Below are 22,741 nucleotides of genomic sequence, written 5' to 3' on the forward strand. Positions count from 1 at the left end.
TTTAACCATCAAGGTATTGTTTTTCTTTTTCCTCTATAAAGAATTCAAACGTATCGCCTTCTTTAATATCATTAAAACCGTCTACTGCAATACCGCACTCATAACCGCTTTGAACCTCTTTGACATCATCCTTGAATCGTTTCAGTGATGATAACTTTCCGGTGTACATGATGTTACCATTTCTCACAACCTTAACAAGGGCATTTCTTGTTGCCTTTCCTTCAGTGAGATAAGACCCTGCGATGGTACCTATCTTGGATACGCTGAATACCTTTCTGACTTCTGCCTTGCCAATGACCGTCTCGACAATTTTTGGCGCTAACATGCCCTCCATAGCCTTCTTTATATCATCTATCATATCATATATGACAGAGTATGCTCTGATCTCAACCTTTTCATGCTCTGCCAGTGCTTGAGCCTTGCCAATCGGTTTTGTATTAAAGCCGATAATTATGGCACCCGAAGCCATGGCGAGGTTCACGTCTGTTTCGGTAATAGCGCCTACACCACTGTGGATAATTTGAATCTCTACAAACTGGTTGGACATTTTCTTTAATGTTTCTGTAATAGCATCAATTGTGCCTCTTACATCACCTTTGACTATTACATTCAATACTGTTTTTTCTGATTCCCCGATCTTTGAATAGAGGTCTTCAAGGGTGGTTCGTGAGCTCTTTGCCATCTCTTGCTGCTTCAACTTTTCCTGTCTGAATTTTGAAAGCTCCCTTGCATACCTCTCTTCTGTGGTTACTATAAAACGGTCACCTGCATGGGGGACATCCTGGAAACCTACTACGAGAACAGGTGTGGATGGAGGCGCCTTCTGTATCCTGTGGCCTTTGTCGTCGACCATGGCCCTGACCCTGCCGAACATTGTCCCTGCAATGAAAGGGTCCTGGATTTTCAACGTGCCTTCCTGAATGATTACGGTACCCACAGGTCCCTGTCCTTTGTCGAGCTCTGATTCGATTATAATACCCTTTGCAATTTTGTCAGAGTTTGCCTTAAGCTCGAGCATTTCAGACTGCAGTATAATTAACTCAAGAAGTTCCTTGATACCTACCTTCTTTTTTGCCGAGATCTTTGCATATAATGTGGTGCCGCCCCACTCCTCCGGGACAAGACCTGAATCAGCAAGCTCCTTTGTTACCTTATCGGGGTTTGCGTTTTGTTTATCTATCTTGTTTATTGCTACGATAATCGGGACGTTTGCTGCCTTTGCGTGATTCATTGCTTCTATGGTCTGTGGCATGACCCCGTCATCTGCTGCCACAACAAGAACAACAATGTCTGTGACCCTGGCGCCCCTTGCTCTCATTGCAGTAAATGCTTCGTGGCCCGGGGTGTCGATAAAGACGATTTCTTTCCCGTGTGCATTTACTTTATATGCCCCTATGTGCTGTGTAATTCCACCGGCCTCACGCTCGGCGACTTTTGTATGCCTTATTGTGTCGAGGAGGAGGGTCTTGCCGTGGTCTACATGTCCCATAATGGTTACCACCGGGGATCTTGGTTTGAGATTCTCGAGATGTTCTGTCTGTCCGTCTTCCTGGGCCTGGAATTCCTGCTCTATGGAACGGGACCTTTCAACTTCGTAGCCCAGTTCAGTTGCAACGAGGTAAGCAGTGTCAAAATCTATACTTTTATTGACAGTTGCTACAATTCCGAGAGGCATCAGTTTACGGATTATATCTTGGGCCTTAATGCCCATCCCTTTTGCCAGTGTATCGACCTGGATCTCATCTCCAATCTTGATACTCTTTTTGGCCGGTTTTATTTCTATTTTCTTTTCTTCTTCAATCCTTTTCTCGACGCCCCTTTCTCTTCTGCCTTTTCTGAATTGAGCGCCTTTTGGTTTTTGCCTCTTGTAAGAGTAAAGGTCTTCTTCTTTAATAACAACTTTCTTTTTAACGACACCTTTCTTTTTTAGTTTTTGTTCTTCAAATTCCTGTTCTTCTATCTTTTTAAGAAGTTTTTCTGTCTTCTTTCTTTTACGCTCTTCTTCTTCTTTTTCCTTGTCACCCAGGACTATATTTTTCTCAAGGTCTTGCTTGTACGCCTCTTCAAGAACTTTTGTTATCTCTATCTTCTTTGCCTCTGCAATGAGTTCTATATCACCCTTTGTTTTTTCTTCATGGGGTACTTCTATTTCCTTTTTCATGGAAATTTCCGGTTTTACAGCTTCTGCTTTCGCAGCCCCTGTTTTTTGGACCTCTGCAGTTAAAAACTCTTCTTTGATGGGGGCTTTTTTGACTTCCGGTTCTTTTTTGATTCCTTTTAGCTCTGCTGGGGGTGTTTCTTTGGTCTTCGGGGGTTTTTCTCCCTTTTTTTCCTTAAGTTCTACCTTCTCCTGAACGGGAGGTGGTTGTACTCTTCTCCGTATGATTGTAGATGCAACCCTCTTCTCAACAATGGTCTCGCCCGAAGGCGTGGCCTTTTCTTCACTCTTTTCCTGGGGTGTCGCTTCTTCCCCCACCTCTTTTATCTTAACCCCCATGCTCTTTAATTTTGAGAGAATTTCATCGTCACTTATTTTATCGGTGAGAGTTGTAAGCTTTATCTTTGACATATATTAAACCGTTATTTCCTCGTTTTTGATTTTATTTATCATATCTCTGGCCCTTTCAATAATCCTTGTGCAGTCTTCAATAGAGATACTTGTTATTTTATTCAATTCTTCCGGTGAAAGCTTTGCTATGTCCTGTGCATCTCGCAGATATTCGTCATGGAGAACCCTTGCAAGGATTTCACTTACCTCCAAACCCTCCATAAGGTCGTCGATAATCTTTTTTGAGGTCTTTTCCAGTTCTGACTCGCTGCTGATATCAATCTTCCATCCTGTCAGTTTTGATGCGAGTCTCACATTTTGACCTTTCCTCCCGATTGCGAGGGACAGTTGGTCATCATTCACGATGATTTCCATGGCATGTTCCTCTTCGTTTAAGTAGACTTTTGATACCCTTGCAGGGGCAAGGGCGCTACATACAAACTTGGCCGGATCCTTATTCCATGGAATAATATCTATCTTCTCGCCCCTCAATTCCTGTACGACGGCCTGCACCCTGGAGCCTTTCACGCCAACACAGGCGCCAATAGGATCGACATCGGAATCTTCGCTATATACAGAGATTTTTGCTCTCTCCCCGGGTTCTCTCGCTGCGATAAGAATTTTAATGATACCTTCCTGAATCTCGGGCACCTCCAGTTCGAAAAGCTTCATGAGAAAACCCGGGTGGGTTCTTGATAAGAGGATTGTACATCCCTTTTGATTTTTTTCAACGTCAAGCACATACCCCTTTATCCTGTCTCTCTGACGATAATTTTCGCTTGGTATTGTTTCTTTAAAGGGGAGAATGGCATCTGTTTTGCCAAGGTTAACCACGTAATGGTTCTTTTCTATCCTCTGAATAACACCCGTTACGATATCTCCCAATTTGCTTTTATATTCATTGTATATAACGTCGCTCTCAGCATTTCTGACCTTTTGAAGGATTACCTGTTTTGCAGTCTGAGCCGCGATTCTTCCCAGCGACGAGGTATCCATTTTTATCCCTATACTGTCTCCTATCATACATTCGGGGTCGTGCTGCTTTGCATTTTCGAGAGATATCTCAGAATCTGACTCATTCACCTCTTCTACAACTGTCTTAAATTGGAAAACCTCAATCTCTCCGAGTTCTACGTTATATTTTGCTTCAAGGTCGAGGTGGTTCCCGAATTTCTTCTTTGATGCGGAGAGTATTGCTTCTTCTAAGGCCTCAACGAGCGTTTCCTTGGGGATACCCTTTTCCTTTCCTACCTGTTCGATGACATAGCTCAAGTCAAAATACATTGTTACTCCTCAAAAGTGGAACTGTAAATGCGCCTTTTTTATAGCATATATCGGGATTGTAAATACATCAATTTTTCCTTTTATGTCCACTTTATCTTCATAGGTTTTTATAATTTCTCCTTCAAAATCATTCTTTCCATATAGCTGTTCTTTTGTAATGATTTTGCAGAGTTTTCCTTTATATTTTTCAAAATCTTCCATTTTCTTTAAAGGTCTTGTAATACCCGGCGATGAGACTTCAAGGGTATATGTATATTCAATGAAGTCTTCCACATCAAGTATCCTCCCAAGCTCCCGGCTGACTGTTTCACAATCGGCAATCGTGACCCCGCCTTCCTTATCAATATAGACCCTCAATAGCCATCTTTTCCCTATGGGGTGAAATTCAATATCGATGAGCTCTAAACGGTCTTCAAGCAGGATAGGCATTAAAACATCTTCAATCTTTTTGATTGTTTCCTGCTCCGGCATTCCCGACCCTTAAATTAAAAAAGCGGGCTAAACCCACTTGAAGTGTTTAATTTAACATAATATTGTTTGCTATTGCAATGTAAATCACAATAACCCTCGAACCCTGCATTTATTATTGACTTTCAGAGGTATTGCAGGGTAAAAGATAAAAAAAACAGGAGGTTCCATGCGTATATCTGTTATTGGTGTTGGTTATGTCGGCCTTGTCACAGGCGCCTGTTTTGCAGAAACAGGAAATGATGTGATCTGTATGGATATTGATGAAAAGAAGATAGAGAATCTGAAACAGGGGATCATCCCCATTTATGAGCCGCACCTGGAAGAACTGGTAAAGAACAACCTGAAAGAGGGGAGACTCTGCTTTACCACAGACATTAAAGAGGCTGTTAATCATGGACTCATCGTATTCATCTCTGTTAATACGCCACAGGATGAAGATGGTTCTGCTGATCTTCAGTACGTGAAACGGGTGGCTGGTGATATCGGCAGGATTATTGAGAAGTATCGAATTGTGATAGTCAAATCTACCGTACCCGTAGGAACCTGTGAAATGGTGAAGGATACAATTACAGAAGAACTTACAAGAAGGGGGGTTGACATTCCCTTTGACATTGCCTCGAATCCCGAATTTCTCAAAGAAGGTGTGGCCGTTGATGATTGCATGAAGCCGGAAAGGGTTGTCGTCGGGGTCGAACACGGGAGGGTAGAGGAGATCTTGCGGGAACTGTATGCGCCCTTTACCCGTACGGGTGCACCCTTCCTTGTCATGGATGTTCGCTCCAGTGAGATGACGAAGTATACTGCTAATTCGATGCTTGCAACGAGGATATCCTTTATGAACCAGATTGCAACGATATGTGAGAAGCTTGGTGCTGATGTGATGATGGTCATGCGGGGTATTGGAAGCGACTCACGGATTGGCCCCAAGTTCCTTTTTCCCGGTGTGGGGTTTGGAGGTTCCTGCTTTCCCAAGGATGTCCGTGCCCTGATTAAGACGGCTCAAAACTATGGGTATGATCCTTCAATACTCGAGAAGGTAATGGAAATAAATGAAGAACAACGGATAGCCTTCACCGGGAGAATCGAGGCATACTACGACAATGATGTAAAGGGGAAGACCTTTGCCATATGGGGGCTTGCCTTCAAACCCAATACGGACGATATGCGGGAGGCCCCTTCCGTATACATAGTCGACAAGCTTACCCGGGGCGGTGCATTCTGCAACCTCTTTGACCCCAAGGCTGCGGAGGTTGCATCGAAGATTTTTGAAGGGAACCCGAATATCAAATTCGGGAAAAACCAGTACGAAGTCCTGGAAGACGTCGATGGATTAATTCTTGTCACCGAATGGCTTTCCTTCAGGGAACCGGATTTTGAAAGGATGAAGGGCCTCATGAAAGAGCATGTTATCTTTGACGGGAGAAACCAGTATAACCCGAAGACCATTGCACGACAGGGATTCAAGTATGTATGTATTGGAAGACCGATGGCTGAACTGAGGTGATTGAGAGCCCCCTTGCATACCTTAACCACTATGAGGTTAACACAATTATGAAAAAAAACTACATCTACCATACCTACCATATTCCGAAAAAAATCCTCGTCACCGGTGGCGCGGGGTTCATCGGATCTCACCTCTGTGAGAGGCTTATCCATGATGGACATGAGGTGCTCTGTCTCGATAACTATTTTACCGGTGATAAAGCGAATATCACCCACCTGATGAATCGCCCCGGGTTTGAAGTGATACGGCACGATGTTACAGAGCCGGTTCTCTTGGAGGTAGACTGGGTATTCAACCTTGCATGCCCTGCAAGTCCCATCCATTACCAGTATAACCCTGTGAAGACCATAAAGGTAAATGTCCTTGGCGCCCTTAACATGCTTGGCCTTGCAAAGCGGGTAAAAGCTCGAATCCTGCAGGCATCAACCAGTGAGGTGTATGGTGACCCCGATGTCCATCCCCAGGAGGAGGCATACTGGGGGAACGTAAACCCCATAGGGAAAAGGAGCTGCTATGATGAGGGAAAAAGAGTGGCAGAAACCCTCTTTTTCGACTATCTGAGGCAGAACAAGGTAGACATTAAGGTAGTTCGTATATTCAACACCTATGGCCCCAGGATGAGACCCGACGATGGCCGTGTGGTAAGTAACTTTATCGTTCAGGCACTAAACAATGAACCCATTACAATATACGGTGATGGCTCCCAGACACGTTCGTTCTGCTATATCGATGACATGATAGATGGGATGATACGGATGATGGACTACGAAACAGAGGAGCATACCCGCGAACATGCTTATACGAAACAGTGCCTTTCCGGGTTCCCTGGTCCTGTAAATCTCGGCAACCCATATGAGGTTTCTATTTTGTCCATTGCCCGGAGGGTTGTTGAAATGTCTGATTCCAGGTCTGAAATTGTTTTCCACCCTCTCCCGGAAGATGACCCGAAGAGAAGGTGCCCTGATATCGCCAGGGCAAAGACCTTTTTGGAATGGGAACCCTTTGTGTCACTTGATAAAGGTTTGCAAAAAACAATAGAATATTTCCGCGAGAAGGGCAAAAGCTAAACAATGGAAAAAGACTGAAGGTGTGGGGTGATCGCTTATAACAAAGAGAGAGGATGAATTAATACAGGCCGGATGGGAAAAGCGCTTTGTTGCCTCTGAGCCAAGGCTTACCGAGATGGTTGAAATGTATAAGGAGATTGGTTTTGAAGTTCATCTTGAGCCCTTACCTCCAAAAGAGGAGATGGATGCGCAAAGCTGTGAAGAGAGCGGATGCACAGCCTGTTTTGATGTTGACAGGGAACGGTACAGGATCATATTTACCAAACAAACTTGAAGTCAGTGAACAGTAAGCAGTAAGCAGTGAATAGTAAGCAGTGAATAGTGAATAGTGAATAGCAAGAAACAAGAATCGTATCCTTGCCGAACCGGGGATAAATTAAAGGTCAGAGATGAATATTTTGAAATTATTCAGGAAGAAAAAAAAGAGAGCCGATGATGACCCCAGGATTCGCGTAACAGAGGACATTGCACCGGAAGATTTTGTTCTCGTGAATGATCAGTCTTATATGTACAGGCAAAAGGTGCTCCCGGCAGCTTCAACCGTCGAATTCTGGGAGGAGAGCGGGCTTGTTGCCTTCCTGTCGGACAACCGTTTACTGAAAAGTGAAATTCTGGATGTCGGCTGCGGGAGCGGGGAAATAGACATCATTATCGCCACGAAGGGGTACGCTATTACAGCCGTTGACATATCACCCCTTGCAATCAACATGGCACAGGAGTATATGGGAAAATTTCCCGAATGCAAGGGGAGGATACATTTTTTAGCGGGTGATATTGAAAAAATGACATTCGAGAAAAGATTTTCCACCGCCATCATTTCACATACCCTTGAGCATGTTATCAACCCCGAAAAAATGATGGAAAAGGTTCTTACAATTCTTGAGCCGGGTTCGTATATTTTAGTGGCAGTCCCAAACAGGAAGGCATGGAATGACAGGACGCACCTGAGATACTATAGCGAACGAAGTTTAAAAAAATTTCTTTCTCAATACTCTCTTGAATTGGAAACCAGGATTGATAAGGTTGAAAAAATGATTTACTGTGTACTGAAAAAACCCGTTACGAACAGCACGTCACACATCACGCCTTCTTGAACAGGTCTTTCCATAATCCTTCTGCTGCTTCTTTTTCCGATTTCTTTGCTTCAGCATTATTAAACCTGAAATAATCGCAGTAATTTGCACGGTCTCTATCCTTCACATAATCTGCCTGAGATTCCCTGCATTTATTGGCCTTGCCTTCGTCATAAAACACGCAGTTCAGACACACGTGGAGATCAAATCTGCAGTGAGGACATTCGTCCTTGAAAAATATCGATTCTGCCTCAATGATGTTCTTGCACTTGTGGCACCTTTTCATACTTTATCAAGGAGTTCCTTCAAATTGTATATTACATGGCCATTGTTTTTTACCGGTCCCCGATACCTGACACCGGATCCCTGACTATCCAGGTAATATGCCTCAATTCCCAGACTCAACGGAGCGTCGAAATCAAAGACAGGATGGTCGCCCACATGGACAATCTCCGAAGGCGATATGTTTAATGTCCCGCATAACCTTTTATAAAATTCCGCTCCTTTTTTAACCATTCCATAATCTGTTGTAGCAGAAACAACATGAGTGAAAAAGTGTGTCAGGTCAGCATAGTGAAGTTCTTTTTCCACAAATATCCGTGCAGCATTGGAAGCCACAATTAATGTGTATTTTTTGCTCAGGGTATTGAGCACATCCCTTGCGTGGGGTAATAGTTCGATATGCGATTCGAACCTTTTGAGAAGTTCATGTGTGGATACGGGGAGATCAAATTTTTCCAACCAGTATTGAATTTCATACCAGAGTATATTGCCATCCCCAATTCCCCTGTATTTATTGATGATAAACTCCTTTGCTTCATTGAGGGGCACCGAATATTTTTTAGCATACTCTTCCGGGATGCCCTGGTTCCACACTGCATCACCATATCTTGCATCCACGAGCGTTCCGTCGAGGTCAAAAGAGATTACTTTCTTCATGGCGACTATTATAACACCGATTGAAGCAATTTTCGATTCCCAATTTTCAATTTGCGATTTATAATCCTTTGCGTTAATGTATAAGAATGATTGAGAGGTTAAAGAATTGGAAGAAGAAAAGATAAAGAGCGAATTGAATTCAACCTGCGATGTCTCTGTTGTATGTGCACCGGTGGAAGATGCGTTGAAATCATCGGAAACGCTGTACCAGACCATTTTTGAAAATACCGGTACGGCCACTATTATCGGTGAAGACGATACCACTATTTCTCTGGCAAATACCACCTTTGAGAGGCTTTCCGGATACTCGAAGGAAGAACTGGAAGGCAAGAAAAGCTGGACAGAATTCATAGAGAAACATGACCTTGAAAAAATGCTCAACTATCATCATATTCGGAGGATCAAACCCGATGCTGTACCAAAGAACTACGAGCTGAAGTTTATAAACAGGAGAGGGGAGATACATGACATTTACATAACGGTAGACGTTATTCCCGGAACGTATAAAAGTGTTCTGTCCTTTATGGATATAACAGATCTTAAAAATGCCGGGAGGGAGGTTCGTAGGCTCAACGAAGGACTCGAAAAACGGGTGTTGGAAAGAACGGCCCAGCTTGAGGCTGCAAACAGAGAGCTTGAAGCCTTTTCCTATTCTGTGTCCCACGACTTGAGGACGCCGCTCATCACCATTGAAGGCTTTATCCGCCTGCTCCTTAAAAGATATTCACCGCAGCTTGATGAGAAGGGACAACAGTTTCTCAATGCTATTCAAAAAAGCACGAAGCAGATGGGGCAACTCATTAATGATCTCCTTGCCCTGTCACGCCTCAAGCGTCAGGAATGCAATGTGGCGCCGATAGATATGGGAGAGCTCTCTAAGACAGTATTCTCAGAGCTCAAAATGATTAATCCCGGAAGGAAATTGAAATTTATCGCTGAGGAGTTCCCCCGTACTCATGGAGATGCCTCGCTCATGCATCAGGTATTTATGAATCTTCTCTCAAATGCTATTAAATTCAGCCGGAAACGTGACGTTGCCATCATAAAGGTTGGCGGATTCGAGGGAAAAGACGAAAACACATACTTTGTCAAAGATAATGGTGTTGGATTTGACATGCAGGAAGCCGACAAACTTTTCGGTGTTTTTCAGAGGTTTCACAGTGCCGACGAATACGAGGGGACAGGCATCGGCCTTGCCATTGTTCAGCGGATAATTACCCGCCATGGTGGAAGGGTGTGGGCTGAAGGAAAGGTGGACGAAGGGGCGACCTTTTATTTCACACTGCCAAGGTAAGGGGTCAAGGGGTCGAGGGTTCAAGGGGAAGGGCCGAAACAATGGTGATAAACATGTGAAAACGTTTGGTGTTCGGTGCTGGGCATGGAAACGGTGTCTGGCGACAAAGAGCCGAAAACCCGGTAGCCGCAGGCTTTAGCCTGCGTGTTAGTTATTTTATCGATGATTTTTTTAACTTAATCTGCTAAAATCAAACAAGTACTGACGTAGAATAAATACTCTAAGGGGAGGTATGTATGGCAGGAAAGGAAAAACCAAAAGGTGAAGTTAAAAAGGCTCCTGCAAAATCGCTGAAGGAGAAGAGAAAAGAGAAAAAAGAGAAGGCAAAAAACAAATAGGCAATAATTTTAAGGAAGCCTGAAAACTTTTTAGTGCAGCACCATTCAAAAAGAATTTCTCAAAAGGAGGATATGCGATGAGAATTGTTTTATTGGGCGCCCCTGGTGCCGGAAAAGGCACAGTGGCTAAACAACTGACGGATTATGATGGCTCAGTACAGATTTCGACCGGTGATATTTTACGGAATGCCGTTAAGGCCGGGACAGAACTCGGCAAAACAGCAAAGGGTTTTATGGAACGGGGCGAACTTGTTCCTGATCAACTTATCATGGATATTATGGAGGCAAGGCTGAAAGACCCTGATTGTCAGAAGGGATTCCTGCTTGATGGCTTTCCGAGAACAATTCCGCAGGCAGAGGCTTTGAAGAAATTGCTCGCCAAACTGAACATAAAACTGGACCGGGTCATTAATCTCGATGTTCCGAAAGATGTTATTCTCGACAGGCTTACCACAAGAAGAACCTGTTCAAATGCTGATTGTCAGGAGATATACAATATCAAAAGCAAACCGCCAAAGACAGATGGAACCTGCTTCAAATGCGGTTCACAGGCGATACAGCGTGCAGATGAAACGGAAGAGGCCATTACAAAAAGGCTCGAAACTTACAATGAAAAGACATCCCCTCTCACCAATTTCTATGAGAAAGAGGGACTTCTCAAATCTATCAGCTCATTAAGCAGCGAAGAAATTGTTGCTCAGGTCAAAGCAGCGCTAAGATAAAATCCAGCCCTTAGCTCTCAGCAGTCAGCATTCAGCTTTTTTAAAAAAGGTAGAGAGGCTGATTGCTGAAAGCTAATCCTTAGTACGCCATCCACATCCACTGTAGCCTTTTCTCTATTCTCCACTGTTTGAATCTCAGGAAGATTTTTTAGTATTAAGCCGACTTCCTCTTATTTTTGACCGCACCTCAAAAACTGTACAGGCCACTATGTTAGTCTTCCGGCTTTCAAGGCAAGCCTATACCCTAAGGAACTGTGCGGTCTGATCGTGTTGTATTCCATTCTCCAATTTTCTATCAATACCTTTGCCACAAGAAGTGTGGTAAATATCTCACCATCCAGAAGCTCATCTCTCAGTTTCCCGTTGAATGATTCGACGTAGCCGTCTTGGTCTGTTTTTCTGCTTCCGTAACCCATCCGCCCCCCATTGCCTTATAGATATTCACGAGGGCCACCAGGTTGCCTCCCCGTGTCTGCACTACACTCAATTCAGAGGGGAAGAGCTGCGCCTCTGCATAAAGAACATTAAGGTAGGGCGCATATCCCCCCGTATACTGAAGCCGGGCGAGACGGGCATATTCCTTGTATGAGGCAACCTTCTTCTGCTCTGCCGAAAGCTGTTCCCCCAGTTTCTGACTCGAAATCAGGGCATTCTCAACATCGGCAAAGGCCTTCTGGATCGTCTGTTCATAGGTGATGATCGCTGCCCTCTGGCCTGCCTCCGCCCCTCTCACCTGACCTTCGATATTGCTTGCTGTAAAGATGGGACCAATGAAGGAGCCGCCGTAATTCCAGGTGTTGCTTGGCCCTCTGAAGAGGTCGGAAAGATTGGTGCTTGATCCGCCGTAGGCGCCGGTCAGGGATATGGACGGAAAGTAGAGGGCCTTTGCTGCCCCTATCTGGGCATTGGCAGCAATCAGATTCTGTTCCGCCTGGAGGATATCAGGACGACGTTCGAGCAGTTCCGAGGGAAGCCCCGCAGGGATTGCCGGCATGGCAAGCTCATGAAGCTGCTTACCCCGGGGCATAGGGCCCGGGTTGCGACCGAGAAGAACCGAAAGGGCATTCTCTGTAGTCACGATCTGGCTCTCAATCTGGGGTATTGTCGCTGCAGCGGTTTCATATTGGGTGCGGGCCTGTTCAACTACCATAAGAGAGACCTGGCCGTATTTATATTGCAGTTCGAAAAGTTTTACCGATTCGGAGTAGGTGGCAAGGGTCCGTTTTGCGATTACAAGCTGTTCATCAAGGGCACGGAGATTAATATAGGATGAAGCGACCTCGGCGACAAGGGACAGGACGATGCCCCTCCTTGCCTCCTCGCTTGCCAGCACATTGGCCCGTGCCGCCTCGGTCAATCTCCTGATCTTACCCCAGAGATCAATCTCCCAGGTGGCGCCCCCGAGTATCTGGAGGCTGGCAGAGGGATTATTGTACAGCACAGGTTGCGAGTTGGTCCCTGAAAGGCGTTGGTTGGAACCGGTCCCGTTGTAATTGAGCTGGGGGAAAAGGCTCGACCTGGTGGTCATGAGGATGCCTGCAGCCTGTTCAACCCGGGCAGCGGCAATCTTCACATCCTTGTTGTTGAGAAGGGCCTCGGTGATGAGCTGGTCAAGGACCGGATCGCGAAACTGTTTCCACCACTCTGTATTGGCAGTCCGGGCAGTCTCGGCCGGTTCGTATCTGAAGGCCGTCGGCGTGTCAATGCGGGGCCGAAGATAGTCAGGGCCGATTGCGCAGCCGACGAAAGACAGGGCAATTATAGAAACGATCAGTATTCGGTTCATATTATTTGCCCTCCTCGGTTGTGTATGGTTTAGGAGCCGGAGGTTCCCCTTCGGAAATTGCCTTCTTCTTCTTTTCAGAACCTTCAGCGAGCCGGTCAAAGAGGTAGAAGAAGAGGGGCACATAGAGCATGGCCAGAGTTGCCTCGCCGATCATGCCGCCCATGATGCCGGTGCCTATGGAGTGACGGGCATTCGCGCCGGCCCCCGTTGCCAGGGCCAGAGGCAGCACACCCAGAATAAAGGCCAGGGATGTCATAATAATAGGCCGGAGCCGCTCCTCGCCTGCCTTTATGGTGGCATCCATGATCGAGAGTCCCTGCTTGCGGAGCTCGACCGCAAAGGTTACCCGCAAGACCGCGTTCTTGGCCCCAAGTCCAATCAACACGAGGAGTCCGATCTGAAAATAGACATCGTTTTCAAGACCCCGCAGCCAGTTAAACATGAGAGCGCCGAGAATGCCGAAAGGCACCGCGGTCATGACGGAACCGGGAAGAGTCCACGACTCGAACTGGGCGGCCAGTATAAGAAAAACGATGATGAGACCGAATGCAAAAGCTGCTGTAGAGGTTCCACCCGATTTCTTTTCCTCGTAGGCCATACCTGACCACGCAAAGTCATAGCCTTTGGGAAGCACCTCCTTCGCCACCTCCTCTATTGCCTTGATTGCACTTCCGGAGCTATGCCCCGGCGCAGCGCCGCCCGTGATCTGGGCAGCAGGAAAACCATTGAAATGAGGAAGGAAGTCGGGGCCTGTGATATAACGGGTTGTCACAAGGGCCGACAGGGGTACCATCTGGCCATTACTCGACCTCGTGTAAAGCCTTGTGATATCGGAAGGTTTACGCCGGAAAGGGGCGTCCGATTGTAGGACCACGTTCCATACCCTGCTGTATTGGTTGAACTGACTGACCTGGATCGATCCGAACTGGGCCTGAACGGCATTGTACACATCCTCCACGGGCACGCCAAGGAGTACTGCTTTGGAACGGTCAACTTCGGCTTTCAACTGTTGCGATGCAGCGCGGAAGGTCGTATTGAGGTGAGCGAGTTCCGGCCTCGTCCGGGCTTTGGCGATAAACTGCTGGGTAATATCATCAAGCCGTTTGGGATCTCCCGCACCTTTGTCCTGAATCCAGAACTCGAATCCCCCTGTAGTGCCGATCCCGGGGATACTCGGCGGTTCGATGGGGATAACCACTCCCGTATCTATCGCCCGCGCCTTGGCGGCAATATCCCGCACTACTGCGCCGGCGCTCTCTTTTTGAGCCCGTTCTTTTGTAGAATACCGTTTCTTGAAGTCTTTAAAGGTCACAAAAAAGGTCGCCACGTTCGGTTTGTATTGACCGTCAATGATACTGAAGCCGTTGAGGATGGTTCGATGGGCCACTGCCGGATTCTTTGCAAGCAGCTCATCCACCTTGGCTGTCGTCTGAGACGTTCGTTGCATGCTTGCCGCGTCGGGCATCATCACCTGGATAAACATGTAACCTTGGTCCTCATTAGGCACAAAACTGGTCGGGATGCTCATGAAAAGATGAACCAGCCCCCAGATCATGAATGCGAGAAGCACAAAGGCGATGGTCATCCGTTTGATCATGAGCACCACCGCATCGCCGAACATTACGGTAAAACGGTCGAACCCCCGGTTAAACCATGCGAAGAAACGGCTGAAATATTTAAAAATGCCCCGCTCGGAGGGGACCGTATGTTTCAACATGAATCCGCACATGGCAGGACTCAGGGTAAGGGCCGTAAAACCTGAGAGAGTCACGGAGATTACGATGGTAATAGCGAACTGCTTGTAGAGCTGTCCTGTGGTACCGGGAAGAAAGGCTGCGGGAATAAAGACCGACGCCATGACGAGCACAACCGCGATGAGGGATGACCCGATCTCCCCCATGGCCTTGATGGTAGCTTCCTTGGGAGGAAGCCCCAGCTTGACCATGTTTCGTTCCACGTTCTCCACAACCACGATGGCATCGTCCACAACCATACCGATGGCGAGAATAATACCGAAAAGGGTGAGAAGGTTTATGGAGAATCCGAGGGCCAGCATACCGGCAAAAGTACCGATCAGAGAGACAAAAATTGCAACGATACAGATGATGGTGGAGCGAAAACTCTGAAGAAAGAGGTAGACCACCAGAATCACGAGCAGAATGGCTTCGAACAGGGTGTGAATAACCTCCTCGATAGAGATCTGTACGAAGTCGGTGGTATCCATGGAGACGACATATTCAATGCCGTCAGGCATAGTTGATTTCAGGTCCGCCATCACTTTTCTTACTGCCTTGGAAACCTCGATGCCGTTTGCCCCGGGCTGCTGATAGACAATGATGGGAGTGGAGGGCATTCCGTTCAGCTTATTGTCATCAATATACTGCCTGCGGCCCACCTCGGCACGGGCAACATCCTTGACGCGGACTATGGCGGTTCCGTCAGCATCCGCCCGGAGGATAATGTTTTCGTACTCGGCAGACTGCATAAAGGGAGCCTGGGTCACCACGGGGAAGGTCAACTGCGTCTTGTCATCGCTCGGCTCCTGACCCACCTGGCCTGCCCCGAAAAGGGCATTTTGATTCGCCACAGCCCGCTGGATATCGGAAGTCGTAATGCCCAAGGAGGCCATCTTGTCCGGATTCATCCAGATGCGCATGGCCTGGTCCGGTACGCCGGGGATCGCCGCCTGTCCAGCCCCGTTCACCCTCTTAATTGCGTCGAGGACGTAGACGTTGGTATAGTTCGTCACATACTCTGGACTGTAGCGGCCATCCTTATTGTAGAGAGAGACAACCATCAGAGGGCTGGCAGATTTTTTCTGAACCGAGACCCCGTACTGAGTCACCGTCTGGGGGAGCTGCGGCGTGGCAAGAGCGACTCGGTTCTGCACCAGCACCTGAGCCATATCCGGGTCGGTGTCCAGAGTAAAATAGACCGTAATCGTCATTTGACCGGTATTGGAACTGACAGAGGTCATGTAAATCATGTTGTCCACACCGTTGATCTGGGTCTCGATGGGCGCGGCCACGGAATCGCCGACAGTCTTCGAATCGGCCCCGGGATAGGTGGTCGTCACCTGAATCTGTACCGGAGTGATCGTCGGGTATTGAGCCACCGGCAGGAGCTTCATCGCCACCAATCCGGCAATCACGATAATGAGGGAGATGACCGTTGCAAAGATGGGACGTTCTATAAAAAATTTGGAGAACATAGCCCGTTACCTCCCCTGAATACCGCTTTTGGCGGAAACAGGCTTTTCTGCGGCGGTCTTTGGAGCAACGGCAGCAGAGGCAGGGGTCGGGGTATAAGGCTTCACGACAACAACCGCTCCCGGTGAAAGCGTGAGGGCACCATCGACAATCACCTGCTCACCCGCGCGGAGGCCCTCTTCAACGAACACGTCGTTCCCTATCCAGTCGCCAATCACCACAGGGCGGGCCTCAACCTTGTTCTCTTTCCCTACCACCCAGATAAAATGGCCCTTGGCCCCCTGCTGTACTGCCCTCTGGGGCACTGCAACGGCATTGGGTCTAACCGCTCCGAGGAGATGGACCGTAACGAACTGGCCGGGTCTCAACATGTCTTTCGGGTTCGAGAGGGTACTTCGAACGAGAAACGTCCCTGTCTGCTGGTTATACTCCGCATCGGAGAATGAGATGACGCCCTTTCTCGGATACACGAAACCGTCGGCAAGGATGATTTCCACCTGGTAGTGTTCTCCCTTGGGCACCTTGATCAAGCCGGCCATCGCCTGACGGCGGAATTTGAGTATGTCATTTTCCGATATGCTGAAGTTGACCCAAATGGGATCTGTCTGGGCCACGTACGTGAGAAGGCTATTCTGCTGGTTCACATAGGCTCCTTCCTGGACCCGGGCATAGCTTGAAAGTCCTGCCAAAGGGGCAGTGATGGTGCAATAGCCAAGATTGAGCTTCGCCTGCTCCACCTCGGCTTTAGCCGCCTCCACCGCTGCCGCTGCAGTCTGTTCCTGTCCCGTAGCGTCGTCCAAATCCTTCTGGGAGAGGGCATTCTGTTCGGTCAGGGGTATTACCCGTGCAAGGTTTAATTGGGCAGTCCTCAGACGGGCCTGCTGCTGGACAAGGGCGGCCTGAGCCGCATCAAGCTGTGCCTGGAAAGGTTTGGGGTCCATTTTAAACATCACTTCGCCCGTTTTTACAACAGCCCCTTCGGTATAGATACGTTTATCAAGAAAACCGTTTACCCGTGCCCTGATTTCCACCTGGTGTGAGCTTTTGGTCTGACCCACAAACTCAAAAACCACCGGGGTATCCTTCGGTTCCACCTTGATTACCGTCACCTGAGCAGGGGGAAGGGTACCGGTCTTAGCCTCCTTTTTGCAGCCGCCCGTAAAAACGAGGGTCGAAGTTATGGCGATCAATACAATGAGCGAGAGAGGAAAAGGGTTTGTAAACCGGGACCGGAAAAATTCTGCATGGTTCATGGATTTGCCTCCATACTTAAAAGTAACTCAACGGTGATGCCCTTGCCGTGAGGGAATAAGAAAATCATATCATTCCCTCAAAGGGATTGCCATTACCTTTCAACAAGGTCTTACAGGCAGGGTGTTTATTGTGTGGTTCATATCCAGCCTCTTTTCAAGGGATCGGGCATGGTGCGACATGCCAGATCTCGGAGGCGTATTCGGCGATGGTGCGGTCGCTCGAGAACCTGCCGGAACTGCCTATATTCAGGACGACTTTGCGCGCCCATCCCTGTCGGTCCCCATAGAGCTTGCAGATCCGCCAGTCTGCCTCCAGATAAGACTTCAAATCTGCAAGGTGCATGTAGTGGTCTCCGTTACGGAGGAGTGTATCACAGAGGGGGGCAAAAACACCGGGTTCATAACGGCTGAAGTGGTCCCCAGAAATTAGGTCAAGGGCCGCCCGGGTCTCTGGTTCATTGTTATAGTGCCAGTAAGGATTATACCAGCTTCGGCTGTCCACCACCTGCTCTGCCGTAAGGCCGAAGAGGAAAAAGTTCTCCTCTCCCGCCTCCTCTGCCATCTCAATGGTGGCGCCGTCACGGGTCCCTATGGTCAAGGCGCCGTTCATCATGAATTTCATATTGCTCGTGCCGCTTGCTTCAAATCCGGCGGTTGAAATCTGGTTTGACACATCACTTGCAGGAATAAGCCTCTCTGCGAGGGAGACACAGTAGTCGGGCAGAAACAGCACCTTGAGGCGGTTGCGCATCAAGGGATCACCTTCGATGGTTCCTGCGAGGTTGTTAATGAACTTTATTATCAGCTTGGCCAGGTTGTACGCAGGGGCTGCCTTGCCCGCAAAAAAGAAGGTCCGGGGTGTGATGTCGAGATCGGGGTTTTCCCTAAGGCGGTTGTACAGCACGACAATGCGAAGGGCATTGAGCATCTGCCGCTTGTATTCATGGATACGTTTTATCTGGCAGTCAAAAATCGTATCCGGATCGACTGTCAGTCCCGTTGCCGATTTGAGCCAGTCGGCAAATCGCCTCTTTGCGTTTCCTTTTGCCTCCATGATTTTGTTACAAAAACCCTTGTCATCAGCGAGGGGGACAAGCATTTTTAGTTGACTAAGGTCAGTGATCCAGCTATCACCGATGGCTTCGGTAATCGTTCCGGTGAGCTCAGGGTTTGCGAGCAGCAGCCACCGTCGAGGCGTGACGCCGTTCGTCTTGTTGTTGAAACGCTCCGGGAACATATCCGCCAGATCCTTGACCGTCTGGGTGCGGAGAAGCTCCGAATGGATGGCGGCAACACCATTGGTGCTATGGGTGCCCACAATCGCCAGGTTGGCCATGCGAATTTTCTGTTCCGGTCCTTCCTCAACGATACTGACCCGTTGAATCAGACCATCATTTCCAGGAAAGCGGACCTTGGCCTCATCAAGGAGGCGATGGTTGATTTCATGGATAATCTCCAGAAGGCGAGGCTGCATAATGTCAAACCATTCGTGGGGCCATTTTTCGAGGGCTTCAGGCAACAGGGTGTGGTTTGTATATGCCAAAGTCCGTTTGGTGATATCCCACGCCTCGTCCCATCCAAGGCAGGCATCGTCGAGGAGTATGCGCATCAGCTCAGGGACAGCCATGGATGGGTGGGTATCATTGAGCTGGATGGCAACCTTTTCAGGCAGGGCGGTCCAATCTGTGTTAGTGCGCCGGAACCGTCGTATGAGGTCTGCAAGGGAGCATGCTACGAGGAAATATTCCTGTACAAAGCGCAGTCCCTGTCCCATACTGGTGGAATCGTCAGGATAAAGCACCCGGGTAAGGGATTCGCTCGCAAGGGTGCCAGCCAAAGCAGCAACAAAATCGCCGCTGCTGAATGCCTGAAAATCAAAGTAATCAGGCGCTGCGGCGGCCCAGAGTCGCAGCGTATTTACAGTCTTACCGCCGTAACCAACTACAGGGCGGTCAAAGGGCATACCAAGGAGAGTGGCTGGACGGCCTACGACTGCCCGCAGACTCCCCCCGCTTATTTCGAAGGAGGAATTGAGCTTAACTTCCACCACCCACTCCGGGCGCGCCACCTCCCAGGGGTCCGGGCTGCGGAGCCAGTTGTCGGGCTGCTCACGCTGCCAACCATTCTCAATAGTCTGCCTGAAGATACCATACTCGTAACGGAGTCCGTAGCCCATGGCAGGAAGATGCATAGAGGCCATGGAGTCGAGGAAACATGCTGCCAGCCGTCCGAGTCCGCCGTTACCCAGGCCCGCGTCCGGCTCCTGTTCGAGCAGGTCAATCCAGCCGATCTTACCATCATCGGGGTTCTGCTCCACAAGGGAACTGAGGAGCATATTGGTCACGTTGTTCGCCAGGGAACGGCCCATAAGAAACTCCATGGACAAATAATAGATCCGTTTCACATTATGCTGCTCATACATACCCCCTGTAGCAATCCAGCGCTGCGAGAGTATGTCCCGGACGGAGCGTGCCGCTGCCTCAAAACGTTCACGGGGACCGGTAGCAGACTCTTTGATGACATTGTCGAAGATGAGGTGCCGCTCATAAAGCCCGTCCCTGCCGGTAAACTGTACCGGACCACATCCGTACTGTTTTATAAGCTCCGCCATTAGGGTATTTTCGCCTGGGCTCCGGGATTTCAGGGTACCTTTTCCGTTAACCATGTTTTTTCCTTTCTTTGCTGTCATATCATCATCCTTTCCCAGTCGGGTTTCTCTTAATGAATCATATTATGCTGCGGTAAACCATAAAATCATCAATCTTGCATAAAAAATCCTAATTAATCCTTCTAAATATCGCCATATCGCCTGACGAAGTTTTTCCCCGTCTTTTCTCCTCTAATCCGAGCGATACCAACCGTGCCATGAGGATCGCGGGGTAAAGCTGTCCGATGAGGGCCTTAACCATGGCAAAGGACGGGCTATGGGGGTATGTCTCCAAAACCGACGGCGGTCAACGTCACGATGTTGAAATATGGTTTTCATGCCAACACGATGCTCTTCATACAAGCGTTCTATTTATCCGTTCCAGAATGTATGACTGATTGGTGCAACAAAACTTTGATTACCCTTATTGACCGCTTTATTCTTTTTATATCGGTTTGTCATTACACCCTTAAAAGGATTTTCCTATATTCTCAATTTTATTTCAAATAGAAAAACCTCCACAACCTTTATCAATTACCATTTGCAATGGAGTATCATGTGTGAAAGCGGCAAACCCACGCTTTTAGGAAGTTGTCGATTACGTATAGCAGGAAGACATGAGGGCCAAGCAATCGAGAGGCACTCATATACTTCCTGTGACGAATATGTCTAAACCCTTGATGTTCCCCCCGCCCAACTGGGCCATGGTTTGTGCGGCAACGGTCAATCCTTCTTTGAGATATATCCCGTCAATACCCGGAACAGCGTAGGAATAGAAAAGAACATTGCGCGTATTATCCCTCACTTTTGTTTTTTCATCTGCCCCCTGGCAAAGTACGCAGATGATGTCCTTTTCGTCCCGTAGCACTATTTCTCCTTCTGTCATTATGAATTGGCGACCTCCCATTCCAACACTCGTCTCCACTCCCCGGGCTACATCGAGCATGAACCTGCCTTCGATCCGATCAAAATCAGTGACTGCCACGAGGATACCGGCACACATCTCGGCCATAAAGTGAGCATCGACCATGAGGTTGTATCTCGGAAACCCGCTCTGGATTGTTCTCTTAAGATGCTGGGGCAAGGGACATTCGAATCCGAAGCTCTGAAAAAACTGATCGTAGATATCGATACGCTGAGAGATACCAGCAAGTGTTTCCCGCTTTCTCATTCTTCGCAGGAGATTTCGCTTGTATTGATCAAATCCTGTGCTGTCGCTTAAGGGCCGGCAGTCCGAAATGAGCGTCAACCCAAACGCCACACCCGGGTACTTAACTTCATAGGCAGACGAGATTGAAAAATCTATCCATGTTGTCATCTTCTTTTCTTCCACATCAGACCTCGTAGTCAAAAACACTTTTCATGCAATTTTAGCACAAGATTGCAAATACGTCTCCAACCATTTCAGGAAGCAAGCGACTGCGGATGTCACCTTCCACCATCCCATTGTCCCGCCTTCGGCAGGATTAAACCGTACGGATTGCGACGGTGATTCAGTGAATAGTAGTCTAAAATCAGTCGTTAGTCGTTAGTGAATAGTGAACAGTTAAAAGCATTTTGTCAAGCTCATTGTCATTCTCCCGTTCGGGGACAGGACTCTTTTGCCATATTTTAAACCCCCGTTACTCGTATCTTAACTGCAGTGAATAGTGGTTAGTCAAAAAACCATTCACCATTCACAGCATTTCATCTTTTCTGCCTTTTTAACTATTCACTATCTACTATCTACTATTCACTGCCTCTTTTACACCTGAGGGGGTTTTTCTTCTCCGGCGGAGGTTCCGGGGCAATCGGTATCCGCAGTTCCACTAAAGCACAGAAGACCCGCAGCTCATCAAGAAGCGCCTGAAGGTCAGGCCTTGTGTATTTTTTGGCGCCCATCTCAATAAATGACTCTACTGATCGTAAGACGGCAACATGTTTTGTTATGGACGGGAGCTTTGTGATGCCCGGGTCCGGTTTGGGTTTCTTCCATGCTGTAAGCAATTTCTCAAGTGCGAGATAGGTTACGGGCGTTTTCATAATGGCCTCAAAAATCTTATCGCGATCCGGACAATCGAGATTCGCGGCGAAGATATACCCTTGCGAAATAGACAGTGTTCCATCGGAAACCACCGTCCGAATCGTGTCAGGAAGCTTTAAAAGCGATAGCCCGTTAAACAGCGTCCTTGTTGTCTTTCCGACGATTTGAACAATCTCCGAAAATGTTTCGGAGAATCCATCTGCGACATATTCAGACCCCCGATCGTAACTAACCAGTTCCCTCATGATGTCATCCACATCATAGTTTTTATCAGGGAGTTTTGCCTGAATATATGCCAATATCCCTTTTGCCTGATCAATGGGATTTAAGTCTTCTCTATGAAGGTTTTCTGTCAATTGAAGGGCGATAGTCTCACCTGATTCCTTGCCTGCTTCTATGACCCGCACCGGTACTAATTCATGTCCAAGTTGCCGGGCTGCCTCCAGACGTCTCTCCCCGCAGATGAGGGTATATGAGTCACCGTCTCCTTTTGTTACAAGGAGAGGCTCTAAGATGCCTTTGTCTTTGATCGATTGCACGAGTGACTTGAATGAGTCCGATTCTGTATTAATATTCTATCGTA

General features: G+C 47.9%; 18 protein-coding genes and 1 pseudogene. 6 read left to right on the forward strand and 13 right to left on the reverse strand.

Annotated elements, in window-relative coordinates:
* Position 1: 1 nt before the first annotated feature.
* Genes infB through NTX75_14650 form a run of 3 tightly spaced genes read right to left on the reverse strand, consistent with a single transcriptional unit; the run spans position 2 to position 4,303 of the window.
* Positions 2 to 2,569, reverse strand: coding sequence for a translation initiation factor IF-2 (gene infB, locus NTX75_14640; GenBank protein ID MCX5817453.1), 2,568 nt, complete (start codon positions 2,567 to 2,569; stop codon positions 2 to 4).
* Between the two features lie 3 nt (positions 2,570 to 2,572).
* Entirely contained in the window at positions 2,573 to 3,832 is a 1,260-nt protein-coding gene (nusA, locus tag NTX75_14645) for a transcription termination factor NusA (GenBank protein MCX5817454.1), read from the reverse strand.
* Between the two features lie 9 nt (positions 3,833 to 3,841).
* Positions 3,842 to 4,303: a ribosome maturation factor RimP gene (locus NTX75_14650; protein MCX5817455.1), complete on the reverse strand. Its 462-nt coding sequence runs from the start codon at positions 4,301 to 4,303 to the stop codon at positions 3,842 to 3,844.
* Between the two features lie 166 nt (positions 4,304 to 4,469).
* Here NTX75_14650 and NTX75_14655 point away from each other — a divergent pair, with 166 nt between their 5' ends.
* From NTX75_14655 to NTX75_14670, 4 genes are all read left to right on the forward strand, one after another.
* Positions 4,470 to 5,807, forward strand: coding sequence for a UDP-glucose/GDP-mannose dehydrogenase family protein (locus NTX75_14655; protein MCX5817456.1), 1,338 nt, complete (start codon positions 4,470 to 4,472; stop codon positions 5,805 to 5,807).
* A gap of 47 nt (positions 5,808 to 5,854) precedes the next feature.
* The gene (locus NTX75_14660) at positions 5,855 to 6,874 is read left to right on the forward strand and encodes an SDR family oxidoreductase (protein ID MCX5817457.1); all 1,020 of its coding nucleotides are present in this window, start codon (positions 5,855 to 5,857) and stop codon (positions 6,872 to 6,874) included.
* Between the two features lie 124 nt (positions 6,875 to 6,998).
* Entirely contained in the window at positions 6,999 to 7,148 is a 150-nt protein-coding gene (locus NTX75_14665) for a hypothetical protein (protein ID MCX5817458.1), read from the forward strand.
* Between the two features lie 115 nt (positions 7,149 to 7,263).
* Positions 7,264 to 7,968 (forward strand): class I SAM-dependent methyltransferase, encoded by a 705-nt coding sequence (locus NTX75_14670; GenBank protein ID MCX5817459.1) that lies wholly within the window; start codon positions 7,264 to 7,266, stop codon positions 7,966 to 7,968.
* On the opposite strand, the gene NTX75_14675 is transcribed toward NTX75_14670, so the two are convergent.
* Positions 7,955 to 8,233, reverse strand: coding sequence for a hypothetical protein (locus NTX75_14675; protein MCX5817460.1), 279 nt, complete (start codon positions 8,231 to 8,233; stop codon positions 7,955 to 7,957). The two genes, NTX75_14670 and NTX75_14675, sit on opposite strands and share 14 nt — an antisense overlap.
* A complete protein-coding gene (locus tag NTX75_14680) occupies positions 8,230 to 8,886 on the reverse strand; it encodes an HAD family hydrolase (protein MCX5817461.1) in 657 nt (218 codons plus the stop codon). The genes NTX75_14675 and NTX75_14680 overlap by 4 nt, the downstream gene beginning before the upstream one ends.
* Before the next feature lie 106 nt (positions 8,887 to 8,992).
* On the opposite strand from NTX75_14680, the gene NTX75_14685 reads away from it, so the two are divergent.
* Together NTX75_14685 and NTX75_14690 are read left to right on the forward strand one after the other, a co-directional pair.
* On the forward strand, positions 8,993 to 10,180 hold the full coding sequence (locus NTX75_14685; GenBank protein MCX5817462.1) for an ATP-binding protein: 1,188 nt from the start codon (positions 8,993 to 8,995) through the stop codon (positions 10,178 to 10,180).
* A gap of 415 nt (positions 10,181 to 10,595) precedes the next feature.
* Complete coding sequence (locus NTX75_14690) at positions 10,596 to 11,240, forward strand: adenylate kinase (GenBank protein MCX5817463.1); 645 nt, start codon at positions 10,596 to 10,598, stop codon at positions 11,238 to 11,240.
* Between the two features lie 206 nt (positions 11,241 to 11,446).
* Here NTX75_14690 and NTX75_14695 read toward each other — a convergent pair.
* From NTX75_14695 to NTX75_14730, 8 genes and pseudogenes are all read right to left on the reverse strand, one after another.
* Positions 11,447 to 11,629, reverse strand: a pseudogene (locus tag NTX75_14695) (transposase).
* Complete coding sequence (locus NTX75_14700) at positions 11,593 to 13,026, reverse strand: efflux transporter outer membrane subunit (protein MCX5817464.1); 1,434 nt, start codon at positions 13,024 to 13,026, stop codon at positions 11,593 to 11,595. The pseudogene NTX75_14695 and the gene NTX75_14700 overlap by 37 nt, the downstream one beginning before the upstream one ends.
* A 1-nt stretch (position 13,027) precedes the next feature.
* Positions 13,028 to 16,237, reverse strand: a complete 3,210-nt coding sequence (locus tag NTX75_14705; GenBank protein ID MCX5817465.1) for a multidrug efflux RND transporter permease subunit — start codon at positions 16,235 to 16,237, stop codon at positions 13,028 to 13,030.
* Positions 16,238 to 16,243: 6 nt separating this feature from the next.
* Positions 16,244 to 17,488 carry an efflux RND transporter periplasmic adaptor subunit gene (locus NTX75_14710; protein MCX5817466.1) on the reverse strand — a complete coding sequence of 415 codons (1,245 nt, stop codon included), beginning with the start codon at positions 17,486 to 17,488 and terminating at the stop codon, positions 16,244 to 16,246.
* Between the two features lie 154 nt (positions 17,489 to 17,642).
* Positions 17,643 to 20,099 carry a glycogen/starch/alpha-glucan phosphorylase gene (locus tag NTX75_14715; GenBank protein MCX5817467.1) on the reverse strand — a complete coding sequence of 819 codons (2,457 nt, stop codon included), beginning with the start codon at positions 20,097 to 20,099 and terminating at the stop codon, positions 17,643 to 17,645.
* Positions 20,100 to 20,265: 166 nt separating this feature from the next.
* On the reverse strand, positions 20,266 to 20,430 hold the full coding sequence (locus tag NTX75_14720) for a hypothetical protein (protein MCX5817468.1): 165 nt from the start codon (positions 20,428 to 20,430) through the stop codon (positions 20,266 to 20,268).
* 348 nt (positions 20,431 to 20,778) lie between these two features.
* Positions 20,779 to 21,468 (reverse strand): phenylalanine--tRNA ligase beta subunit-related protein, encoded by a 690-nt coding sequence (locus NTX75_14725; GenBank protein MCX5817469.1) that lies wholly within the window; start codon positions 21,466 to 21,468, stop codon positions 20,779 to 20,781.
* Between the two features lie 395 nt (positions 21,469 to 21,863).
* Positions 21,864 to 22,730: a ParB/RepB/Spo0J family partition protein gene (locus NTX75_14730; GenBank protein MCX5817470.1), complete on the reverse strand. Its 867-nt coding sequence runs from the start codon at positions 22,728 to 22,730 to the stop codon at positions 21,864 to 21,866.
* Positions 22,731 to 22,741: the final 11 nt, after the last annotated feature.

Source organism: Pseudomonadota bacterium, from assembly GCA_026388315.1.
Classification (GTDB): domain Bacteria; phylum Desulfobacterota; class Syntrophorhabdia; order Syntrophorhabdales; family Syntrophorhabdaceae; genus MWEV01.